The 17243-nt window shown below is 72.2% G+C and carries 17 protein-coding genes; 7 read left to right on the top strand and 10 right to left on the bottom strand.

The features are described 5' to 3' along the window. Nucleotides 1-31: 31 nt before the first annotated feature. Together OG598_RS01050 and OG598_RS01045 are read right to left on the bottom strand one after the other, a co-directional pair. Nucleotides 32-1495 (bottom strand): NADH-ubiquinone oxidoreductase-F iron-sulfur binding region domain-containing protein, encoded by a 1464-nt coding sequence (locus OG598_RS01050; protein WP_328652650.1) that lies wholly within the window; start codon nucleotides 1493-1495, stop codon nucleotides 32-34. Next, nucleotides 1495-3141, bottom strand: coding sequence for a ferric reductase-like transmembrane domain-containing protein (locus OG598_RS01045; protein ID WP_328652649.1), 1647 nt, complete (start codon nucleotides 3139-3141; stop codon nucleotides 1495-1497). The genes OG598_RS01050 and OG598_RS01045 overlap by 1 nt, the downstream gene beginning before the upstream one ends. Before the next feature lie 272 nt (nucleotides 3142-3413). On the opposite strand from OG598_RS01045, the gene OG598_RS01040 reads away from it, so the two are divergent. Beyond that, entirely contained in the window at nucleotides 3414-4859 is a 1446-nt protein-coding gene (locus OG598_RS01040; RefSeq protein WP_328652648.1) for an alpha-amylase, read from the top strand. Nucleotides 4860-4934: 75 nt separating this feature from the next. After that, entirely contained in the window at nucleotides 4935-5846 is a 912-nt protein-coding gene (locus tag OG598_RS01035; RefSeq protein WP_328652647.1) for a L,D-transpeptidase, read from the top strand. Nucleotides 5847-5862: 16 nt separating this feature from the next. On the opposite strand, the gene OG598_RS01030 is transcribed toward OG598_RS01035, so the two are convergent. Genes OG598_RS01030 through OG598_RS01015 form a run of 4 tightly spaced genes read right to left on the bottom strand, consistent with a single transcriptional unit; the run spans nucleotide 5863 to nucleotide 9362 of the window. Next, nucleotides 5863-6495: a response regulator transcription factor gene (locus OG598_RS01030; protein WP_328652646.1), complete on the bottom strand. Its 633-nt coding sequence runs from the start codon at nucleotides 6493-6495 to the stop codon at nucleotides 5863-5865. Then, nucleotides 6492-7622 carry a sensor histidine kinase gene (locus OG598_RS01025; protein ID WP_328652645.1) on the bottom strand — a complete coding sequence of 377 codons (1131 nt, stop codon included), beginning with the start codon at nucleotides 7620-7622 and terminating at the stop codon, nucleotides 6492-6494. The genes OG598_RS01030 and OG598_RS01025 overlap by 4 nt, the downstream gene beginning before the upstream one ends. 26 nt (nucleotides 7623-7648) lie before the next feature. Next, nucleotides 7649-8461, bottom strand: a complete 813-nt coding sequence (locus tag OG598_RS01020) for an ABC transporter permease (RefSeq protein WP_328652644.1) — start codon at nucleotides 8459-8461, stop codon at nucleotides 7649-7651. Nucleotide 8462: 1 nt separating this feature from the next. After that, nucleotides 8463-9362: an ABC transporter ATP-binding protein gene (locus OG598_RS01015; protein WP_328652643.1), complete on the bottom strand. Its 900-nt coding sequence runs from the start codon at nucleotides 9360-9362 to the stop codon at nucleotides 8463-8465. 59 nt (nucleotides 9363-9421) lie between these two features. Between OG598_RS01015 and OG598_RS01010 the strand changes: the two genes are divergently transcribed. Together OG598_RS01010 and OG598_RS01005 are read left to right on the top strand one after the other, a co-directional pair. Next, nucleotides 9422-10357 (top strand): alpha/beta hydrolase, encoded by a 936-nt coding sequence (locus tag OG598_RS01010; protein ID WP_328652642.1) that lies wholly within the window; start codon nucleotides 9422-9424, stop codon nucleotides 10355-10357. Between the two features lie 160 nt (nucleotides 10358-10517). Continuing rightward, complete coding sequence (locus OG598_RS01005) at nucleotides 10518-11657, top strand: site-2 protease family protein (protein ID WP_328652641.1); 1140 nt, start codon at nucleotides 10518-10520, stop codon at nucleotides 11655-11657. A gap of 70 nt (nucleotides 11658-11727) precedes the next feature. On the opposite strand, the gene bdeA is transcribed toward OG598_RS01005, so the two are convergent. The 3 genes from bdeA to OG598_RS00990 form a co-directional block, all read right to left on the bottom strand. Next, nucleotides 11728-12636 carry a bis(hydroxyethyl) terephthalate hydrolase gene (gene bdeA / locus OG598_RS01000; RefSeq protein ID WP_328652640.1) on the bottom strand — a complete coding sequence of 303 codons (909 nt, stop codon included), beginning with the start codon at nucleotides 12634-12636 and terminating at the stop codon, nucleotides 11728-11730. Nucleotides 12637-12779: 143 nt separating this feature from the next. Then, nucleotides 12780-14051, bottom strand: coding sequence for an FAD-binding protein (locus OG598_RS00995; RefSeq protein ID WP_328652639.1), 1272 nt, complete (start codon nucleotides 14049-14051; stop codon nucleotides 12780-12782). Then, nucleotides 14048-14767 (bottom strand): hypothetical protein, encoded by a 720-nt coding sequence (locus OG598_RS00990; RefSeq protein ID WP_328652638.1) that lies wholly within the window; start codon nucleotides 14765-14767, stop codon nucleotides 14048-14050. Before OG598_RS00990 ends, OG598_RS00995 begins: the two co-directional genes overlap by 4 nt. A gap of 150 nt (nucleotides 14768-14917) precedes the next feature. Between OG598_RS00990 and OG598_RS00985 the strand changes: the two genes are divergently transcribed. After that, nucleotides 14918-15340 (top strand): hypothetical protein, encoded by a 423-nt coding sequence (locus tag OG598_RS00985; RefSeq protein WP_091409158.1) that lies wholly within the window; start codon nucleotides 14918-14920, stop codon nucleotides 15338-15340. An 18-nt stretch (nucleotides 15341-15358) separates the two neighbouring features. Here the strand turns inward: OG598_RS00985 and OG598_RS00980 are convergent, their stop codons facing one another. Beyond that, nucleotides 15359-16288 (bottom strand): LLM class F420-dependent oxidoreductase, encoded by a 930-nt coding sequence (locus OG598_RS00980; protein ID WP_328652637.1) that lies wholly within the window; start codon nucleotides 16286-16288, stop codon nucleotides 15359-15361. A gap of 98 nt (nucleotides 16289-16386) precedes the next feature. Here OG598_RS00980 and OG598_RS00975 point away from each other — a divergent pair, with 98 nt between their 5' ends. Continuing rightward, nucleotides 16387-16698 carry an ArsR/SmtB family transcription factor gene (locus OG598_RS00975; protein ID WP_112699184.1) on the top strand — a complete coding sequence of 104 codons (312 nt, stop codon included), beginning with the start codon at nucleotides 16387-16389 and terminating at the stop codon, nucleotides 16696-16698. Beyond that, nucleotides 16699-17229, top strand: coding sequence for an SRPBCC family protein (locus OG598_RS00970; protein WP_328652636.1), 531 nt, complete (start codon nucleotides 16699-16701; stop codon nucleotides 17227-17229). The last annotated feature ends 14 nt before the right edge of the window (nucleotides 17230-17243 follow it).

Here is a 17243-nt window from a genome sequence, read left to right as displayed (position 1 = left end):
GGGAGGGACCCCTGCTGGGCCTGAGGCTTCGCTATTCGGCCTTGGCGAGTCGGAGAGCCAACTCCGGGCAGACCTTGACCGCCTTCAACGCGCCCTCGCGCAGCCAGGTCGGTACGGGGGTGGCCGGGAAGGCGGGATATCCGTTGGCGTCGAGCCGGATGAAGTCCGGTACGACGTGCGCGCAGAGGCCGTGCCCGTCGCAGCGGGACCAGTCCAGTGTGAGCTTCTGCGGGTTCGCGTCGGGTGCGCCCGGCAGCCCCATCATGCCCTTGACCCGTCGGCCGCAGCCGTCGCCGGTGCTGTGCAGCCGCAGATCCTCGGCGAAGACCTCGATCGCGGAGAGCGCGAAGCGGGCGGTGCCGTCCGGGTGGCTGCACGCGCCCCGGCCCTTCACCTCGCCGGCAGCGGCGCGCACCACGTCCGCCGGTTGGCTGCCGGCGACGGCCAGGTCCACGGCGCGGGCCAGGTCCGGCAGACCCATCTTGCACGGCCCGCACTGGCCGGCGGACTCGCCGGCCAGGTAGCGCACCACCTGGGCGGCCTCACCGAGCGGGCAGGTGTCGACACCGAGCGGGATGATGATGCCCGCACCGAGGGTGCCGCCGACAGCGGCCAGCCCCTTGCGGGAAACCTCGGCCTTCTCCGCCGCCTCCGGGGTGATCCACTTGCCGTGGTAGCCGCCCATCAGGATGCCCTGGACGTCCGGGACCTCGCACAGGTCGAGGACGTCGCGCAGCGGCATGCCGGCGGTGCACTCCACCACTGCCGGTCGGCCCGCCGCGCCGGTCACTGTGAGCAGCACGGTGCCCGGCTCGTCGTCGGTGCCGAGCGCCGCGTACTCGTACGGGCCCAGTCGGGCGCCGATGGCGAGCTGGGCGTACGTCTCGGCGTTCGACAGCAGGGTGGGCAGGCCGCTGACCCCGGAGTCGCTGGAACGCTTCTTGGTGCCCGGCGGGATGTGCGGCAGCCCGTTGATCCCGTTGACCAGCGCGCCGCCCTCGCCGGAGATGAACCGGTGCGGCACTGTGACGATCGTCGTCTGCACCGGCATCCGGCGCTCTTCGAGGGCGTCCATCAGGGAGTCACGGCCGACCCCGTCGTCCGCCACGCCGATCACGATCTCGTCGGCGTCCAGCGCGTACGCGGCCAGCGCCGCCCCGTCCAGGATCAGGTGCGGGGCGCGGGTCAGCAGCACCTTGTCCTTCCAGCTGGCCGGCTCCCCCTCGGTGGCGTTGACCACCACCACGGCGGCGAGGTCCTGCCGCTCGCAGGACTCCAGCACCGCGCGCAGTTTGCGGGCGAACGGGAAACCCGCTCCGCCCTTGCCCTTGAGCTGCATGCCCTCGGCGAGTTGGAGCAGCTGGGCCGGCTCCATCGGGCCGATCGGTCCGTGCACCTCCTCGTGGGCGAGCAGGTCGAGCCGGCCGTACTCGGCGAAGCCGGCGGTGAGCCGGGGCTCGCCGACACAGGCGACCGGCGGCACGACGGTCCGCATCACTTCGCCTCACCCCGCAGCCCGGCCCAGTACGCCCCGTCCACCGCGTCGGCGCTGGCCTTGCGGCGCTTGGACTTGCCCTCGCCGGCTGCCCGTCGGGCACGGCGGGACGCCAGGTCGACAAGGGTGGGGGTGTCGTCGACGGGCGGCGCCACCTCGTCCGGCACGTACCGGGCCGGCGGACGCCAGTAGTCCGGCTCCTCGGGCAGGTCGTCCTCGGCGCTGTGCCGGCCGCTGCCGCTGCGCGGCGCCGACGAGATCGGGCTGCTGGAGATCGGGCCGACCGAGATCGGCTCGACGGAGATCGGGCCGGCGGAGATGGGCTCGTCGGCCTGCCACCGGCGTGGACTGTCCCACGGCTCCTCGGCGTCGTCGACTGTCGCCTGCGGTGGCGCCGAGTAGCGGCTGCCGTCGTCCTCGCTGCGGGACCGGCGACGGGACCGCTCAGAGGTCTGCTCGTCGGCGCGCCGCCGGCCGGTGGGCACTGCCTCGTCGCGGGTGCGGGAGCCGCGCCGCCGGGTCACCGGCTCCAGCTCCTCCTCGTCACGTCGGAACGTGCCGGTGTCCTCCACGCTGCGGCGGGCCGATCGGCTGGTGGTGGTCTCCTCGACCCGCCGGCTGCGCGAGGACCGTTCGGTGTCGCGGCGGGCCGCCGGCTCTTCCTCCCGCCGACGCCGGCTGGGCCGGGTCGGCTCGACGAGGGAACCGGGCTCGGGCACCACCGGGACGGTGAACCGTTCCGGGTCACGTCGCGCGGCCGGTGCGGCCCAGGTGGCGGTGGTGGTCTCCGCCCAGGCGGGACGCTTGTCCGCGGCCTTGCTGCGCCGACCCAACCCGGCCAGCAGCGATCGGGCGGTCTTCGCCTCCTCGGCCCGGCCTGCCATCACCGCGTTGCGCACTGCGGCCTGGTGCTGCTCGCGGCTGCGCCGACCGATGGTGACCGAGAACCGGACCAGCAGGGCGAGCACCACCAGCAACATGCAGCCGAGGTAGCTGAACATCACCCAGGGCGCTGCGGCCCGACCGGCGTTGAGGCCGTGAAAGATGGCGAACGGCCAGGCCAGGTACGCGGTGGAGTGCAGCGTGCGCCACAGCCACTTCGGACCGACGCCGGCGAAGCGGGCCCTGATGATGCCGGTCCAGATCACGCTGACCATCAGCAGCGCGGCCACGGTGCCGAGCCCGACGTAGAGCCCTCGGCCGCCGACGAACGGCACCAGCGCGTCGGTCGGTGCCGCCCGCCCGGTGGCGATCTTGGTGAGGACGTGGAAGCCGAGCCCGGCCACGCCCAGCACGCCGGTGGCCCGGTGCGCCGACTGCATCAGCACCCGGTGCGCGATGCGCAGCACCAGCCGGTCGGTGGCGAGCAGGCCGAGCATCACTGTGAGGCTCAACGCCACCAGGGAGACCACCCCGGCGAAGAACTCGGTGAAGAAGAAGCCGTACGCGTACGCCGTCTGACCGACGCCGGTCAGCATGATCGCCGCCCAGAGCGCGGCGAGCAACGACGCGATCAGCAGGGCGGTCGCCGACCGCGTCGGGGTGCGCACCCCCCGACTGCTGGCGCTGGTCCGGACCGTCGCCGCCTTCTTGTCCTGCTGTGCCCGGGCCATCTGCTCCTCGATCGTCTCGCGGCGGCGTACCACCGGCCGACCCCTGCTCCCCCATCCAGTACGGACCGGCGGGGCGCGCGGATCACCCGCCGACGGAAATTTCTCTGCCGAAATCGAACCGAGGGGGGCGGCCGTGCGTTGCACCCGCCTCCACCCACCGATCAGGACAGTGACGAATATGCATGCATTGACAGTCGCCGCAACACGCTTGTAACCTTTCAGCAAATTTCAGCCAGGCTTGCAAGATTCCGGCAACCCGGCACTCCCCCACCGCACCACCACCCCCGCTCCCGTCAGGAGTCCCCATGCACCGACGTCGACGCGGCTCGGCGCTCCTCGCCCTCGGCCTGATCGCCAGCCTGCTCGTCCCCACCGCAGTGACGGCACCCCCGGCCGTCGCCGCACCGTCCGGCGGCAAGAAGGTCATCGTCCAGCTCTTCGAGTGGAACTGGCCCTCGGTGGCCAGCGAGTGCCAGAGCACCCTCGGCCCCAAGGGTTACGGCTTCGTGCAGGTCTCACCCCCGCAGGAGCACGTGCGGGGCAACCAGTGGTGGCTGGCGTACCAGCCGGTCAGCTATCGGATCGAGTCCCGCAAGGGCACCCGGGCCCAGTTCCAGTCGATGGTGAACACCTGCCACGCGGCCGGGGTCAAGGTGATCGTCGACGCGGTGGTCAACCACATGTCCGGTCAGGACAACGGCGGCACCGGCTGGGCCGGCTCGTCCTACTCGCACTACGACTACCCGGGCATCTACCAGACCCAGGACTTCCACCACTGCGGGCGCAACGGCGGCGACGACATCGCCAACTACAACGACCGGTACGAGGTGCAGAACTGCGAGCTGGTCAACCTCTCGGACCTGAAGACCGAGTCGGACTACGTCCGCACGAAGATCGCCTCGTACCTCAACGACCTGCTCTCGCTCGGCGTCGACGGCTTCCGGATGGACGCCAGCAAGCACATGCCGACCGCCGACATCGCCGCCATCAGGGGCAAGCTGTCCCGCTCCGCGTACATCGTGCAGGAGGTCATCCACGGCGCCGGCGAGCCGGTGCAGCCGACCGAGTACACCGGCAACGGTGACGTGCACGAGTTCCGCTACGGCAAGGACCTGGCCCGGGTGTTCCGCTCCGAGCGGTTGGCGTACCTGCGCAACTTCGGCGAGGGCTGGGGGCACCTGCCCACCGGCCCGGCCTCGGTGTTCGTGGACAACCACGACACCCAGCGCGACTCCGGTGGGGTGCTGACCTACCGCGACCGGGGCATCTACGCGCTGGCGAACGCCTTCATGCTGGCCTGGCCGTACGGCTCCCCGACCGTCATGTCCAGCTACACCTTCAGCAACCGCGACGCCGGCCCACCGTCGGACGGCGCCAACAAGACGCTCAACGCCACCTGCTACTCCGGCTGGGAATGCGAGCACCGCTGGCCGGTGATCGCCAACATGGTCGGCTTCCGCAACGCCACCGAGGGCGCCAGCGTGGCCAACTGGTACGACAACGGCAACAACCACATCGCGTTCAGCCGCAGCGGCAAGGGCTTCATCACCGTCAACGACGAGGACGCCGCTGTGAACGGCCGCACCTACTACACGGGGCTGCCCGCCGGTCGATACTGCGACGTCATCCACGGCACGTACGCGGGCGGCACGTGCAGCGGACCGGTGATCACGGTGGACGGTAGCGGCTGGTTCGCGGCGAACGTGCCAGCGCACGACGCCGTGGCCATCCACATCGGCGCGCGAATCTGATGCGACAGGGGCCTCCGGACGGCGGGTCTCGCCGAACCGGGGGCCCCGAAGCATCCGCCACCATAGAGTGGTTTCGTGCCGTTTGACCGAAAGACTCCGTACCGTCGTCGCGGCGTCTGGGTGGCCGCCGCGATCGGCGTACCCGCGCTGCTGGTGACCGCGCTGCTGGTCGGCCAGGCCCTCACGCCCAGCTCGACGGCCCCCGACGACCGCAACGTGGTGGCAGCCGACCCCACTCCGAGCAGTGTGGAGCAGAGCCCGGAGGAGTCGATCCCTCCGGCCGCGCCCGCCCCGGACGGGCTGCCGGTGGTCGACTACGACCCCGCGCCCGGAGGGTTCCCCGCCGATCCGAACACCCTGGACGTCACACCGCTGACCGAGGGCGTGCACCCGACCACACGGATCGCCGCGTACGACGCGCCCGGCGGTCGGCCGCGCGCCTTCCTCGAACCGAGCATCCGCGGTGTCGAGCTGACCATGCCGATCGCCCAGCGGCGCGCCGGCTGGACGGCCGTCCTGCTGCCCTCGGCCAACCGCCGGCTCGCCTGGCTGCCGCCGGGCGGGTTCGAGACGGTGCCGCTGCGCGACCAGATCGTGGTGGAACGCAAGGTCCACCGGCTCACCTGGTACCGGGCCGGCAAGGCGGTGCGCTCCTGGGAGGTCAGCCTCGGTCAGTCCGGCCAGGAGACTCCACTGGGGCGGACCTTCATCCTGGGCCGCACCCCACCGCCGGAGGAGGTCTACGGCGGGGTGGACATCTACGCCCTCGGTTCGGTGCCCGACGACCCGGAGTCGGTGCCGTCCGGGCTGCGCGGCGCGCACATCGGGGTACACACCTGGCAGCACGACGACGAGCTGGGCGAGAACACCACTAACGGCTGTATCCGGCTGACCCGCAGCGGTCAGCGGGAACTGCTCGCCGAGGTCCGTCCCGGCAGCAGCGTCGTCGTGGTCGACCAACTGGCCGCCCCGCCGCCGACCGCCTGAGCGCCCGAGCGCCCTGTCACTCGCCGAGCAGCCAGCCGTTCTGCTCGGCGACCCGGATCGCGTCGGCCCGGTTGCGGGCACCGGTCTTGCCGATCGCCGAGGACAGGTGGTTGCGTACCGTTCCCTCGGAGAGGTGCAACGCCCTGGCCAGGTCGGCGACGCTGCCACCGCCCCGGGCGGTGCGCAGCACCTCGGTCTCCCGCTCGGTCAGCGGGCTGACCCCGGCGGCCAGCGTCTCCGCGGCCAGCGTCGGGTCGACCACCCGCAGGCCGGCGTGCACCCGGCGGACCGCGTCGGCGAGCTGCCGGGCCGGGGTGTCCTTGACGACGAAACCGCTCGCACCGGCCTCCATCGCCCGGCGCAGGTAGCCGGGTCGGCCGAAGGTGGTCACCACCAGCACCCGGCAGGTCGGCAGCGCGGCCCGCAACGCCGCGGTGGCGGCGATCCCGTCCAGGCCGGGCATCTCCACGTCCAGCAGGGCGACGTCGGGGCCACTGCGTCGGGCCTCGGGCACCACCTCGTCGCCCCGGCCGACCTCGGCGACCACTGTCAGGTCCTCCTCCAGCGAGAGCAGGGCGGCCAGCGCACCCCGGACCAGCGCCTGATCGTCGGCGAGCAGCAGCCGGATCGGCGTGGGCACGGCGCTCACCGGGCTCCCGCCGGCGCGTGCACCCGCAGCAGAAAACCGTCACCCGCCGGTCGACGACCCACGGTCACCACCGCGTCCAGCCGCCGCGCCCGCTCCCGCAGGCCCACCAGCCCGTGCCCGTTCGCGTCGGGAGTGGACGGGCCACGACCGTCGTCACTGATCTCGACCCGATCCGGGTGCACCCGGATCACGCAGCACCGCGCCCCGCTGTGCCGGACCACGTTCGTCACCCCTTCCCGTACCGCCCAGCCGAACAACCGGTCCCACTCCTCCGGCAGCTCCGGCACCTCGGCCGACACGTCCGCCGCGATGCCCGCCGCGGCCAGCGCGGAGCGGGCGCCGGCCAGCTCGGCGGCCAGGCTGACCTCGCGGTACGCCCCGACCGTCTGTCGTACGTCGGCCAGCGCGGCCCGGGCCAGCGCCTCCACCTCGGCGATCTCGGCGGCGGCCCGCTCCCGGTCGACCTCGATCAGACGCCCGGCCAACTCGGCCTTGATCGCCACCACTGTCAGCGAGTGCCCGAGAATGTCGTGCAGGTCGCGGGCGGCGCGGGCCCGCTCCTCGGCGACCGCGAGCCGACCGATCTCCTGCTGGGCGGCCCGGAGTTCGCTGTTGCGCTGCGCCAGCCGGGACACCCCGAACATGGCGAACGAGGCCAGCAGCACCGCGAAGGTGACAGTGCTCTCCCCCGTCCAGGTCGGCACCAGCCAGGCCCCCACGAGAGGGATCAGCGCGCAGAGCCCCACGATGATCAGCGCCTGCACCGCCGACAGCAGGAACACCGCCGACGCGGCCACGAACACCAGCGTCGCCGTCCAGTCCCCGGCGGTGCCCGGAATGCCGGCCAAACCCAGCACGACCAGCCCCACCAGCGCGAGCCCGGCGCGGCCTGGAGGGATCGGTCGGAGGTGCTCGCGCAGGTTACGGGCCCACTGGAACAGCAGCACGTAGCCGAGGCCAAAAGCGAACAGGGTGGCGACGCCGACGATCCGCCGCCACGGCTGCGGCTGGTGCAGCGCTGTGGAGAGCGGCACGTTGAGAAAGAACAGCCACACCCCGGCCAGCAGCCAACCGGTGAACCGCCATCGGCGGCTCACCGGTCGGGGTTGACCCGTCAGGGAGTCCATCGGGTCCACGCTAACGGTCGCGGTGGTCAGACCCGCGCGGTGTCCCGGCGGAACAGCCGGGCCGCGCCGACGCCGAAGACCAGCGCCCAGAAGACCATGTTCGCCACGCCGGCCATGCTCACCCCGTCGCCGGTGAGCGGGGCGCGGGACAACTCGCCCATGCCGTACACCGGGGTGAACTTCGCGACCTGCTGAAGCACGTGCGGCAGCACCTCGACCGGGACGAACAGCCCGCCGAACATGGCCAGGATGGCGAGGATCGGGCCGATGAACTGCATGACGTTCTCGGCCGGCACCAGATAGCCGATGAACAGGCCGAACGCCGCGAAGACCAGTGAGCCGATCCAGGCGGCCAGCCCGGACAGCAGCCAGACGTACGCCGGGATGCGGACCCCGGCCACCGCGCCCACCGCGAACTCGACGACGACCGCGAGCAGACCGAGGGTCATCGCGGTGACCAGCTTGGTGGCCACGTACGCGGTCGGGCGCAGCGGGGTGAGCCGCAACTGCCGGCTCCAGCCCAACGCCCGCTCGGTGGCCACCGCGCCGCCGGCGCTGGTGGTCGCCACCATGGCCGCGTAGACGGCCAGGCTGATCATGACGTACGCGGTGACCGGGCGGCCGTTGTCCAGGTTCTGTCCGCCCTGCGGCAGGCCGAAGATGAGGAAGAAGACACCCGGCATGATCAGCGTGAAGGCGAGGGTACGGCGGTTGCGCAGCACCCGGCGCAACTCGATGAGCAGGACGCCCGGGGAGAACCCGCCCAGGGCGGGCAGCCGACGATCCGGCTCGTCGGCGCGGACGGGAGTGGGGGTGGGGGTGGCCGGCAGGGTGGTCATCTCAGGCTCCGGTCTGCGCGGTGGTCAGGGCGAGGAAGGCGTCCTCGAGGTTCTGCGAGGTGATCTCGACGTCCCGGGCCTCGGTCCGGGTCAGCAGGTGCCGGGCGATCGCGTCCGAGTCGCCGGTCCGCACCAGCACGCTGTCTCCGCGCACCTCCACGGCGTCCACGCCGGGCAGCGCCGCGAGTGCGGCCTGGTCGGCACCGGGCAGGGTGGCCCGCACCGTACGGCCGGCGGCCAGGTTCTTGATCTCCGCGGTGGTGCCGTCGGCCACGATGCGCCCCTGCCGGACCAGCACGATCCGGTCGGCGTACGCATCCGCCTCGTCGAGGTAGTGGGTGGCGAAGATGACTGTCCGTCCGCGCCGGGCGTCACGGCGCAGGGCCTGCCAGAAGTCGCGCCGACCCTCGACGTCCATGCCTGTGGTCGGCTCGTCGAGCACCATCAGGTCCGGGTCGGGCAGCAGGGCCAGCGCGAAGCGCAGTCGTTGCTGCTGACCGCCCGAGCAGCGTCCGACCACCCGATCGGCGATGTCGGTGATGCCGGCGCGCTCCAGCACCTCCGCCGCCGGGCGGGTGTGCCGGTAGAAGTGGGCGGTCATCCGTACCGTCTCGCCCACTGTGAGGTCCTTGAGCAGCCCGCCGGTCTGGAGCACGGCGGCGACCCGACCTCGGGCCACCGCGTCGTCCGGGGTGCCGCCGAGGACGCGGACGGTGCCCGTGTCCGGACGGGACAGCCCGAGCAGCATGTCGATGGTGGTGGTCTTGCCCGCGCCGTTCGGGCCGAGGAACGCCACCACCTCGCCAGGCTGCACCCGTAGGCTCAACCCGTCGACAGCGGTGACAGCGCCGAAGCTCTTGGTGAGGCCGTCCAACTCGACAGCCGGATGCGTACTGGTCATGCCACTGATGCTCCGGCGGCGCGTACCCCGATGCCCGGAGCGGTCGTCACGCTCCGACCGTGACATTTGTCAGGGCGGCCGGATTCCGGACGGGCACAGCGGGTAACCGCCGGGCCGAGCCGCGACACCGGGAGGACGCGATGGGTGCCAACTCGCAGGGTCAGGTCGACACTGTCGTACTGATCCACGGGCTCTGGATGACGCCGCGCAGCTGGGAGGGGTGGACCCGGCGGTACACCGAGCGCGGCATGCACGTCATCGCCCCCGCCTGGCCCGGCATGGACCGGTCCGTGGAGGAGTTGCGCGACGACCCCGCCCCGATCGCCGAGCAGAGCATGGCCACGATCGTGGCGCACTACGACCGGATCATCCGGGCGCTGCCCCGACCGCCGATCATCATGGGGCACTCGTTCGGCGGCCTGTTCGCCCAGGTCCTCGCCGACCGGGGTCTCGGCGCGGCAGTGGTGGGAGTGCACCCCGCCGCGGTGAAGGGCGTGCTGAAGGTGCCGCTAAGTCAGCTGCGCTCGGGCTTTCCCATCCTGCGCAGCCCCGCCAACCGCGGCAAGGCCGTCCCGTTCACCCCTGACGACTTCGCCTACGCCTTCGGCAACACGATGAGCCGCGAGGACTCCGACCGGGCCTGGCGGCGCTACGCAGTCCCCGGTGCCGGGCGGGTCTTCTTCGAGGGCGCGTTCGCCAACCTCGACCCGCGCTCGCCGGCCCGCGTCGACGTCGGTCGTACCGACCGGGCGCCGCTGCTGCTGATGGCCGGCGAGGTCGACCACGTGGTGCCGGCGTCGGTGGTCCGCGCCAACGCCGGGCTCTACCAGAAGTCCCGGGCCCTCACCGCGTACGAGCAGTTCGCCGGCCGGTCACACTTCACCGTCGGCCAGGACGGCTGGGAGCAGATCGCCGACTACGCGCTGGACTGGGCACTACGCGCGGCGGCCCTGCCCCGGGAGATGACCATCGCCAGCGAAACCCCCCGCCGCTGACCGGGGCTCGGCCACCATACAGCCGAGCATGATCCACTCGACGTCCGTGAAATCGCGGTAACCCTGGCGCCGAAACCCCCCGACTTCACGAAAGCGGAGTGGATCACACGGTCTGGCTGATTCTCGGCATGTCCACGGTCTGGCGGGGTATCCCGGTGGGATGAGGGCCAGTTTCCGGCTTGGCCGGGTCGCGGGAGTGCCGGTCGGCGTCAACTGGAGCGTGCTGGTCATCTTCGCGCTGATCGCGTGGGGGTTGGCCGCGAACCAGTTCCCCCGCTCGTACCCCGACCGCTCGTCACTGGCGTACCTGAGCGCCGGGCTGGCCGCGGCGGTGGTCTTCTTCGTCGGCCTGCTCGCCCACGAGGTGTCGCACGCGGTGGTGGCCAAGCGCAACGGGCTGGAGGTCGACGGCATCACGCTGTGGCTGTTCGGCGGCGTGGCCGAGTTGCGGGGCGAGCCGCGTGACCCGGGCGCGGAGTTGCGCATCGCGGGCGTCGGTCCGCTGGTCAGCCTGCTGATCGGGGCGTTCTTCGGTGCCATCGCGGCGCTGCTCGCGCTGGCCGGGCAGGGCGGGCTGCTGTTCGGGGCGGTGGCCTGGCTGGCGGGGATCAACGTGCTGCTGGCCATCTTCAACGTGCTGCCGGCCGCGCCCCTGGACGGTGGCCGGTTGCTGCGTGCCGCGGTCTGGAAGGCGACCGGTGACCGGACCCGGGCGTCAGTGGTCGCCGCCCGGGCCGGCTGGGTGCTGGGTGTGCTGCTGATCGGCCTGGGGTTGTGGCAGTTCCTGTCCGGTGTCGGTTTCGGGGGGCTCTGGTTGGCGCTGATCGGCTGGTTCCTGATCGGGGCGGCCGGGATGGAGGAGCGGCAGGCCCGCACGGGCACCGCGCTGCGCGGGATTCGGGTGGGCGATGTGATGACCCCGCAGCCGCAGACCGCCTCGGCGCAGATGACTGTCGCGGACTTCGTCGACCACTACCTGTTCGCGTACCGGCATTCGGCGCTGCCGCTGACCGAGGACGGCCGGCCGACCGGCCTGGTCACCGTCGACCGGGTGCGGGGCGTGCCGCCGGAGCGGCGGGCGTCGACAACGCTGGCCGAGGTGGCCTGTCGAGCCGACCAGTTGGTGCTGGCCCAGCCCGACGAACAGCTCAACGACCTGCTCCCCCGGCTCTCCGAGTGCGCCGACGGCCGCGCCCTGGTGGTCACGGAAGACGGCCACCTGACCGGCATAGTCTCCCCCAGCGACATCAGCCGAGCCGTCCAACGCAGCACCCTCCGCACCCCCACCCCCTCCCGGTGATCATGGAGTTGACGGCGCGACACGCCGACCTCGGCACCGCCAAGCCCATGATCAACGGAGGGGGCGCGGGTCAGGAGTGGGGGCAGGTGTTGCGGTACTCCTGGATGGTTGTCGAGGCCGGGGGTGCGGGGCAGAGGAACTGGTCGTAGCGGGTGTCGTCGTCCACGAAGCGCTTCAGCCAGGAGATGCTGTACTTGGCGACGGTCACGTTCGTCGAGGTGGGCGCTGAGTGGCTGGCGTTGTTGAGTTCCAGGTACGCCTTGTCCAGCGTGGACGGCAGGCTGGTGTAGAAGGGCTTTGAGTGCGACGACACCGGCGCCACCGAGTCGTTCTCCGCGCCGACCACCAGCGTCGGCACCCGTACGCCGGACCAGTTCTTGACTGTGTGCCAGCCGGTCAGTGGGATCGCGGCCTGCAACTGCGGTCGTGAGTTCGCCGCCGAGAGGCTGCCGCCGCCGCCCATCGAGTGCCCCATCACGGCGAGCCGGTTGCGGTCGATCCGGGTACGCACGCCGCTGGTGTTCGTGAGGTAGTCCAGGGCTGCGAGCAGTTGCGTGCCCCGGCTGGCCGGTTGGTCGTAGCGGGACAACGTGTCGATGGTGATCACCACGAAGCCCTGCGAGGCGAGGCGCGGCCCCAGCCAGGCCACGCTGGACTGGGTGGCGGTGTAGCCGGGTGAGATCGCCACCGCGCCGAAGGTGCCCTCGGCGGTGCTGGTCGGGTAGTAGATCGTTCCGCCCCGGAAACCGCTGACGCTGGAGGCGGCGACGGTGCTCTGGGCGATGGCGAACGCGCCCCGGCTGGCCTCGATGCTGGCCACTGTGGGGGCCGGGCCGCGCTCGTACGGGCTGGCGGCGGCGTGGGCGGCCGGCGCTGCGCCCAGTCCGGCGCCGAGCACGGCCAGGGCGAGCGCCCAGCGCAGACCGCGACGGGGGCGAGGGGCGACTGGTTCGGGGGTGATGGCGGGTACGGGCTGCATGTCTCGCTCCGAGGGGTGGAGCCGACGGTCCCGGGACGGGGACCGGACGATGAGACTCATCGACATGCATCAGTGTCTGTCCGGTGTCTTCCACCCCACCAATCCCAGCCGCCCCATGCCACAGCGCTATGGCACGCGCTCGGTCACCGGGGGAAGTAGCGGTCCAGGGCGTCGGTGCGGAACGTGCCCTTCGGGTCCAGGTCGGCCAGGAGCGCGGCGAAGTCGGCGTACCTCGGGTAGCGGGCGGACAGCTCGGTCGGGTCGGTGACGAAGACCTTGCCCCAGTGGGGGCGGGGCGCGAAGGGCGCCAGCCGCTCCTCGACGGCGGCCACCACCGGCAGCACCGCCGCGGTGTCGTCGACCCAGGTGAAGTGCAGCACGAAGCTGTCCCGCCGGTAGTTCGGGCTGAGCCACAGCTCGTCGGCCGCGACCGTCCGCAGCTCGGACACCAGCAGCACCGGTGCGATCAGGTCCGCCAGGTCGTCCAGCGCGGCGAGCGCGTCCGCCGCAGCCGTACGCGCGACGTGGTACTCGGACTGCAGTTCGTCGCCGCTGCTCGGTGTGAAGCCGAGCTTGAAGTGCGGCAGCCGCTCGTGCCACGGGCCCGGCTCGCCGAGCTGTGGGGTGCAGTTCTCCGCCGGCATCCCGAGCACCGGGTGCCGGGGCTGGTCGGCGGCAGTGGTGCCCAGCCAGTCCGCCGAGGGTGGCGGCTGGTCCGCCAACTGCTTGCGCCACACCTCGCGCAGCCGGGGCGTACGGAAGTCGGTGAAGACACTCACGCTGTACGCCGAGCCGAGCGCCTCGTCCAACGCAGTCCGGTCCAGGTCGAGGCGTACGTACTGGCGCAGCGCGAAGGTCGGCACGACGTCCACTGTGACGCGGGTGACCAGGCCGAGCGCGCCGAGGCCGACCACCATGCCGGCGAACGTGTCGGTGTCGCGGTCGACGCGGAGCAGATCCCCGTCGGCGGTGACCAGCTCCAGGCCGGCGACAGTGCTGGCCAGGTTGCCGTGGGTCTGGCCGGAGCCGTGAGTGGCGGTGGCCACCGCGCCGGCCACCGAGATGTGCGGCAGCGAGGCGAGGTTCGCCAGCGCGTACCCCTGGGTGTGCAGCTGTCGGGCGACGTCGCCGTAGCGCAGCGCGCCGCTGACTGTGGCCTGCCCCCGCTCGTGGTCCACCTCGACGACAGCCGGCAGCCCGGCGAGGCTGACCAGGTCACCGTCGGTGTCGCCGAGACGGTTGAAGGAGTGCCCGCTGCCCACCGCGCGGATCCGGCCGCTGCCGGCGACGAGCCGGCGCAGTTCGTCGACGGAGGTGGGGCGGTGGAACGCCTTCGCGGCGTACCGCACGTTGCCGGCCCAGTTGCGGCGCGGAACGTCAGTGGTCGACGCGGCGTGCGATCCCTGCGCGGTCATGTGGCGGTCTCCCGATCGGTGCTCTGGTGGTCGGCCAACGCGGTGACGAGGGCGTCCAGAACCGTATCCGTCTGGAAGGTGCTGTAACCACGTTGGGCGATCGGCAGACCGGCAGTGGTGGCGCGTTCGATCTCTCCCCGGGCCGCCTGCCGGGCCGACGCGTCCCCGGACATCAGCGCGTCCTGGCCGCGTCGGATCAACCGGTCGACCCGGTCCATCTGGTAGCCACGCAGGCCGACCGGGATCTCCGGGGCTTCGAAGGCGGCGCGACGCAGCGCGAGCAGGTCGACGAAACGGCCGCCGGCATATTGGGTGAGCGCGGCGGACACCTGCTCGGGCTGCTCGCGGACCTGGTCGAGGACGAGCAACTCGACGGCGGGTCGGCCGTCGAGCGGATGGCGGGCCGTCAGCTCAATCGTCACACCCGGCACGGGCACCAACAGCAGTCGCGGCGGCTCCGGGTGGCCGTCGCGCCGGGGCGGCTCGTCGAGGACCAGCGCGTCGACCTCCGCCCACCGGACGTCCCGGCGCAGGCCGGGCCGCCGGATGGTGAGCCCGTCCGCGTGGATCCCGAATCGGAACGGCCGCATCGCGCTGACCAGCGCCACCGCGCCGAGCGCTATCGCCCCCACCGCGATGATCGTCCGCAGCAGGGCGCCGTCGCTGGGATAGACCAGCAGGAGCACTCCACCGAGTACGCACACCAGGGCGAGCACACGGGCCCCCCGATTCCGGCGCAGTTCCACGCTCGGACCCCCGTTTCATGACCGTGGCGTCGGTCCCGACATCTTCCGCCAGACCGGGCACCAAGGACACCGGTCGATCGGGCACGGTTGTTCTCGTCGTCGTCGGGGAACCCTACGCCCATGAGCAGCTACCGCGATCCGGCCGCACGAGGTGACGTCTTCCCCTCGGAGGAGGAGCTGGACCCCACCGGCACCGAGGTCGAGCAGGCCAGCGCGCCGCCGGCCGGCGGGTTTCCGAGCCACCCGTCGCCCACTCCCGGTCCTCGACCGACACCGGCGCCCGCGCCCGCCCCGACGCCGGTGCCGGCACCCGGCCCGCCGCCGCGCGCCAGTGGCGCACAGTCGATCGTGACCCGTCACCTGGACGGCTCGGTGGAGGTGGTCACCGACCTCGACGGTGACGGCGTCGCCGACGTCGTCCAGATCGACGTCGACGGTGACGGGATCCCGGACATCACCTACGTGGACAGTGACCGCGATGGGCGGCTGGACACCGTGCTGGGCGACCCGAACGCGGTCGGGACGGGCGCCCACCGGGCCTGACCCGGAGGCGCTGTCGACTCAGAGCTTCGCCATCACCTCGCTGGCGACCAGCTCCAGGTGCTCCAGGTCGCCAAGGTCCAGCACCTGGAGGTAGAGCCGCTCGCTGCCGATCTCCGCGTACCGGCCGATGGTTTCCAGCACCTCGGCGGGCGTCCCGGCCAGGCCGTTGGCCCGCAGCTCGTCCGGTTCGCGGCCGATGGCGGCGGCCCGTCGGGCCACCTCGGCGTCGTCGCGCCCGCAGCAGAGCACCAGGGCGTTGGACCAGACCATCTCGGCCGGGTCCCGGCCGATCTCGACGCAGGCCGCGCGGACCCGGTCGAACTGCGCCGCGGTGTCCGGCACCGAGGCGAACGGCAGGTTGAACTCGTCCGCGTAACGGGCGGCCAGCCGAGGGGTGCGCTTGGGACCCGTCCCGCCGAGCAGGATCGGAGGACGCGGCTGCTGCACGGGCTTGGGCAGGGCGGGCGAGTTCCGGACCGGGTAGTACCGGCCGTCGTGGTCGAACCGCTCCCCCGGAGGCGTGGCCCAGAGCCCGGTGATGACGGCGAGCTGCTCCTCCAGCCGGTCGAACCGCTCGGCCAGCGGCGGGAACGGGATGCCGTACGCGCTGTGCTCCTCGGCGTACCAGCCGGTGCCGATGCCGAGTTCCACCCGGCCGCCGCTCATCTGGTCGACCTGCGCCACGGTGATCGCCAGCGGGCCGGGCAGCCGGAAGGTGGCGGCGGTCATCAGCGTGCCGAGCCGGATGCGGCTGGTCTCCCGGGCCAGGCCGGCGAGAGTGGTCCACGCGTCGGTGGGGCCGGGCTCGCCGCTCACGTCACCCATCTTCAGGTAGTGGTCGGACCGGAAGAACGCGCCGTAGCCGGCGTCCTCCGCGCAGCGGGCGACGGCGAGCAACTGGTCGTAGCTGGCACCCTGCTGGGGCTCGGTGAAGATCCGAAGTTCCATGATCCGAGCATAGGCAGCCGATCGGCGGTGCCGCGTCGGGACGGCGGCTGCCGTCGTATGCTTTGACAGTCATATGACGGAGGAGGCATATTGGGAAGGTGTCCACCGACGCCTTCACCGTCCTCGCCGAGCCCACCCGGCGCCGGATCCTCGATCAGCTCCGCGACGCCGAACGCAGCGTCGGCGAGCTGGTCGACGGGCTCGGGGTCAGCCAGCCGGCCGTCTCCAAACACCTGCGGGTGCTTCGCGACGCCGGCTTCGTCACCTGCCGGACGGCCGCCCGACAGCGGATCTACCGCCTCGACCCCGGCCCACTGCGGGACGTCGACGGCTGGCTCGACCCGTACCGGCGGCTCTGGGCCCGACACCTGGACGCCCTGGAACGGCACCTCGACAGTCAGGAGCAGTGAATGGACCGCGACGCGTTCCGCCCGAGCCCACCCGCCGACGTGCGCGCCGAGCCCAGCGACGCCGGCGCGACAGTCGTCTTCGTCCGCGACCTGCGGCATCCGCCAGCCACCGTCTGGGCGGCACTGACCGACCCGGCCCAGCTCGCGCAGTGGGCGCCGTTCCTCGCCGACCGCGATCTCGGCAACGCCGGCGCCGCCGTGCTCACCCTCGTCGACGGCGAGACCACCCAGGAGGACCCGTCGACGGTACGCCGGGCCGAGCCCCCGCACCTGCTGGAGTACACCTGGGGCGACGACCTGCTGCGCTGGGAGCTGAGCCCGCTGGGCAGCGGCACCCGGCTCACACTGCGGCACACCGTCGCCGACCGGGGCATACTGCCGATGGTCGCGGCCGGCTGGCACCTCTGCCTCGACGTGGCCGACCTGCTGCTCGACGGTGACCCGGTCGGCCCCATCCGCGGCGCGGAGGCCAAGGACTACGGCTGGCCCGAGCTGCGCGACGCGTACGCCGAACGGCTCGGTGAGGGCTGACCGGTGCAGTCCCG

The organism is Micromonospora sp. NBC_00330, from assembly GCF_036136635.1.
GTDB lineage: Bacteria > Actinomycetota > Actinomycetes > Mycobacteriales > Micromonosporaceae > Micromonospora > Micromonospora salmantinae.
The sequence above is the reverse complement of the archived record's forward strand: the minus strand, read 5'-3'. Positions and strand labels throughout refer to the sequence as shown.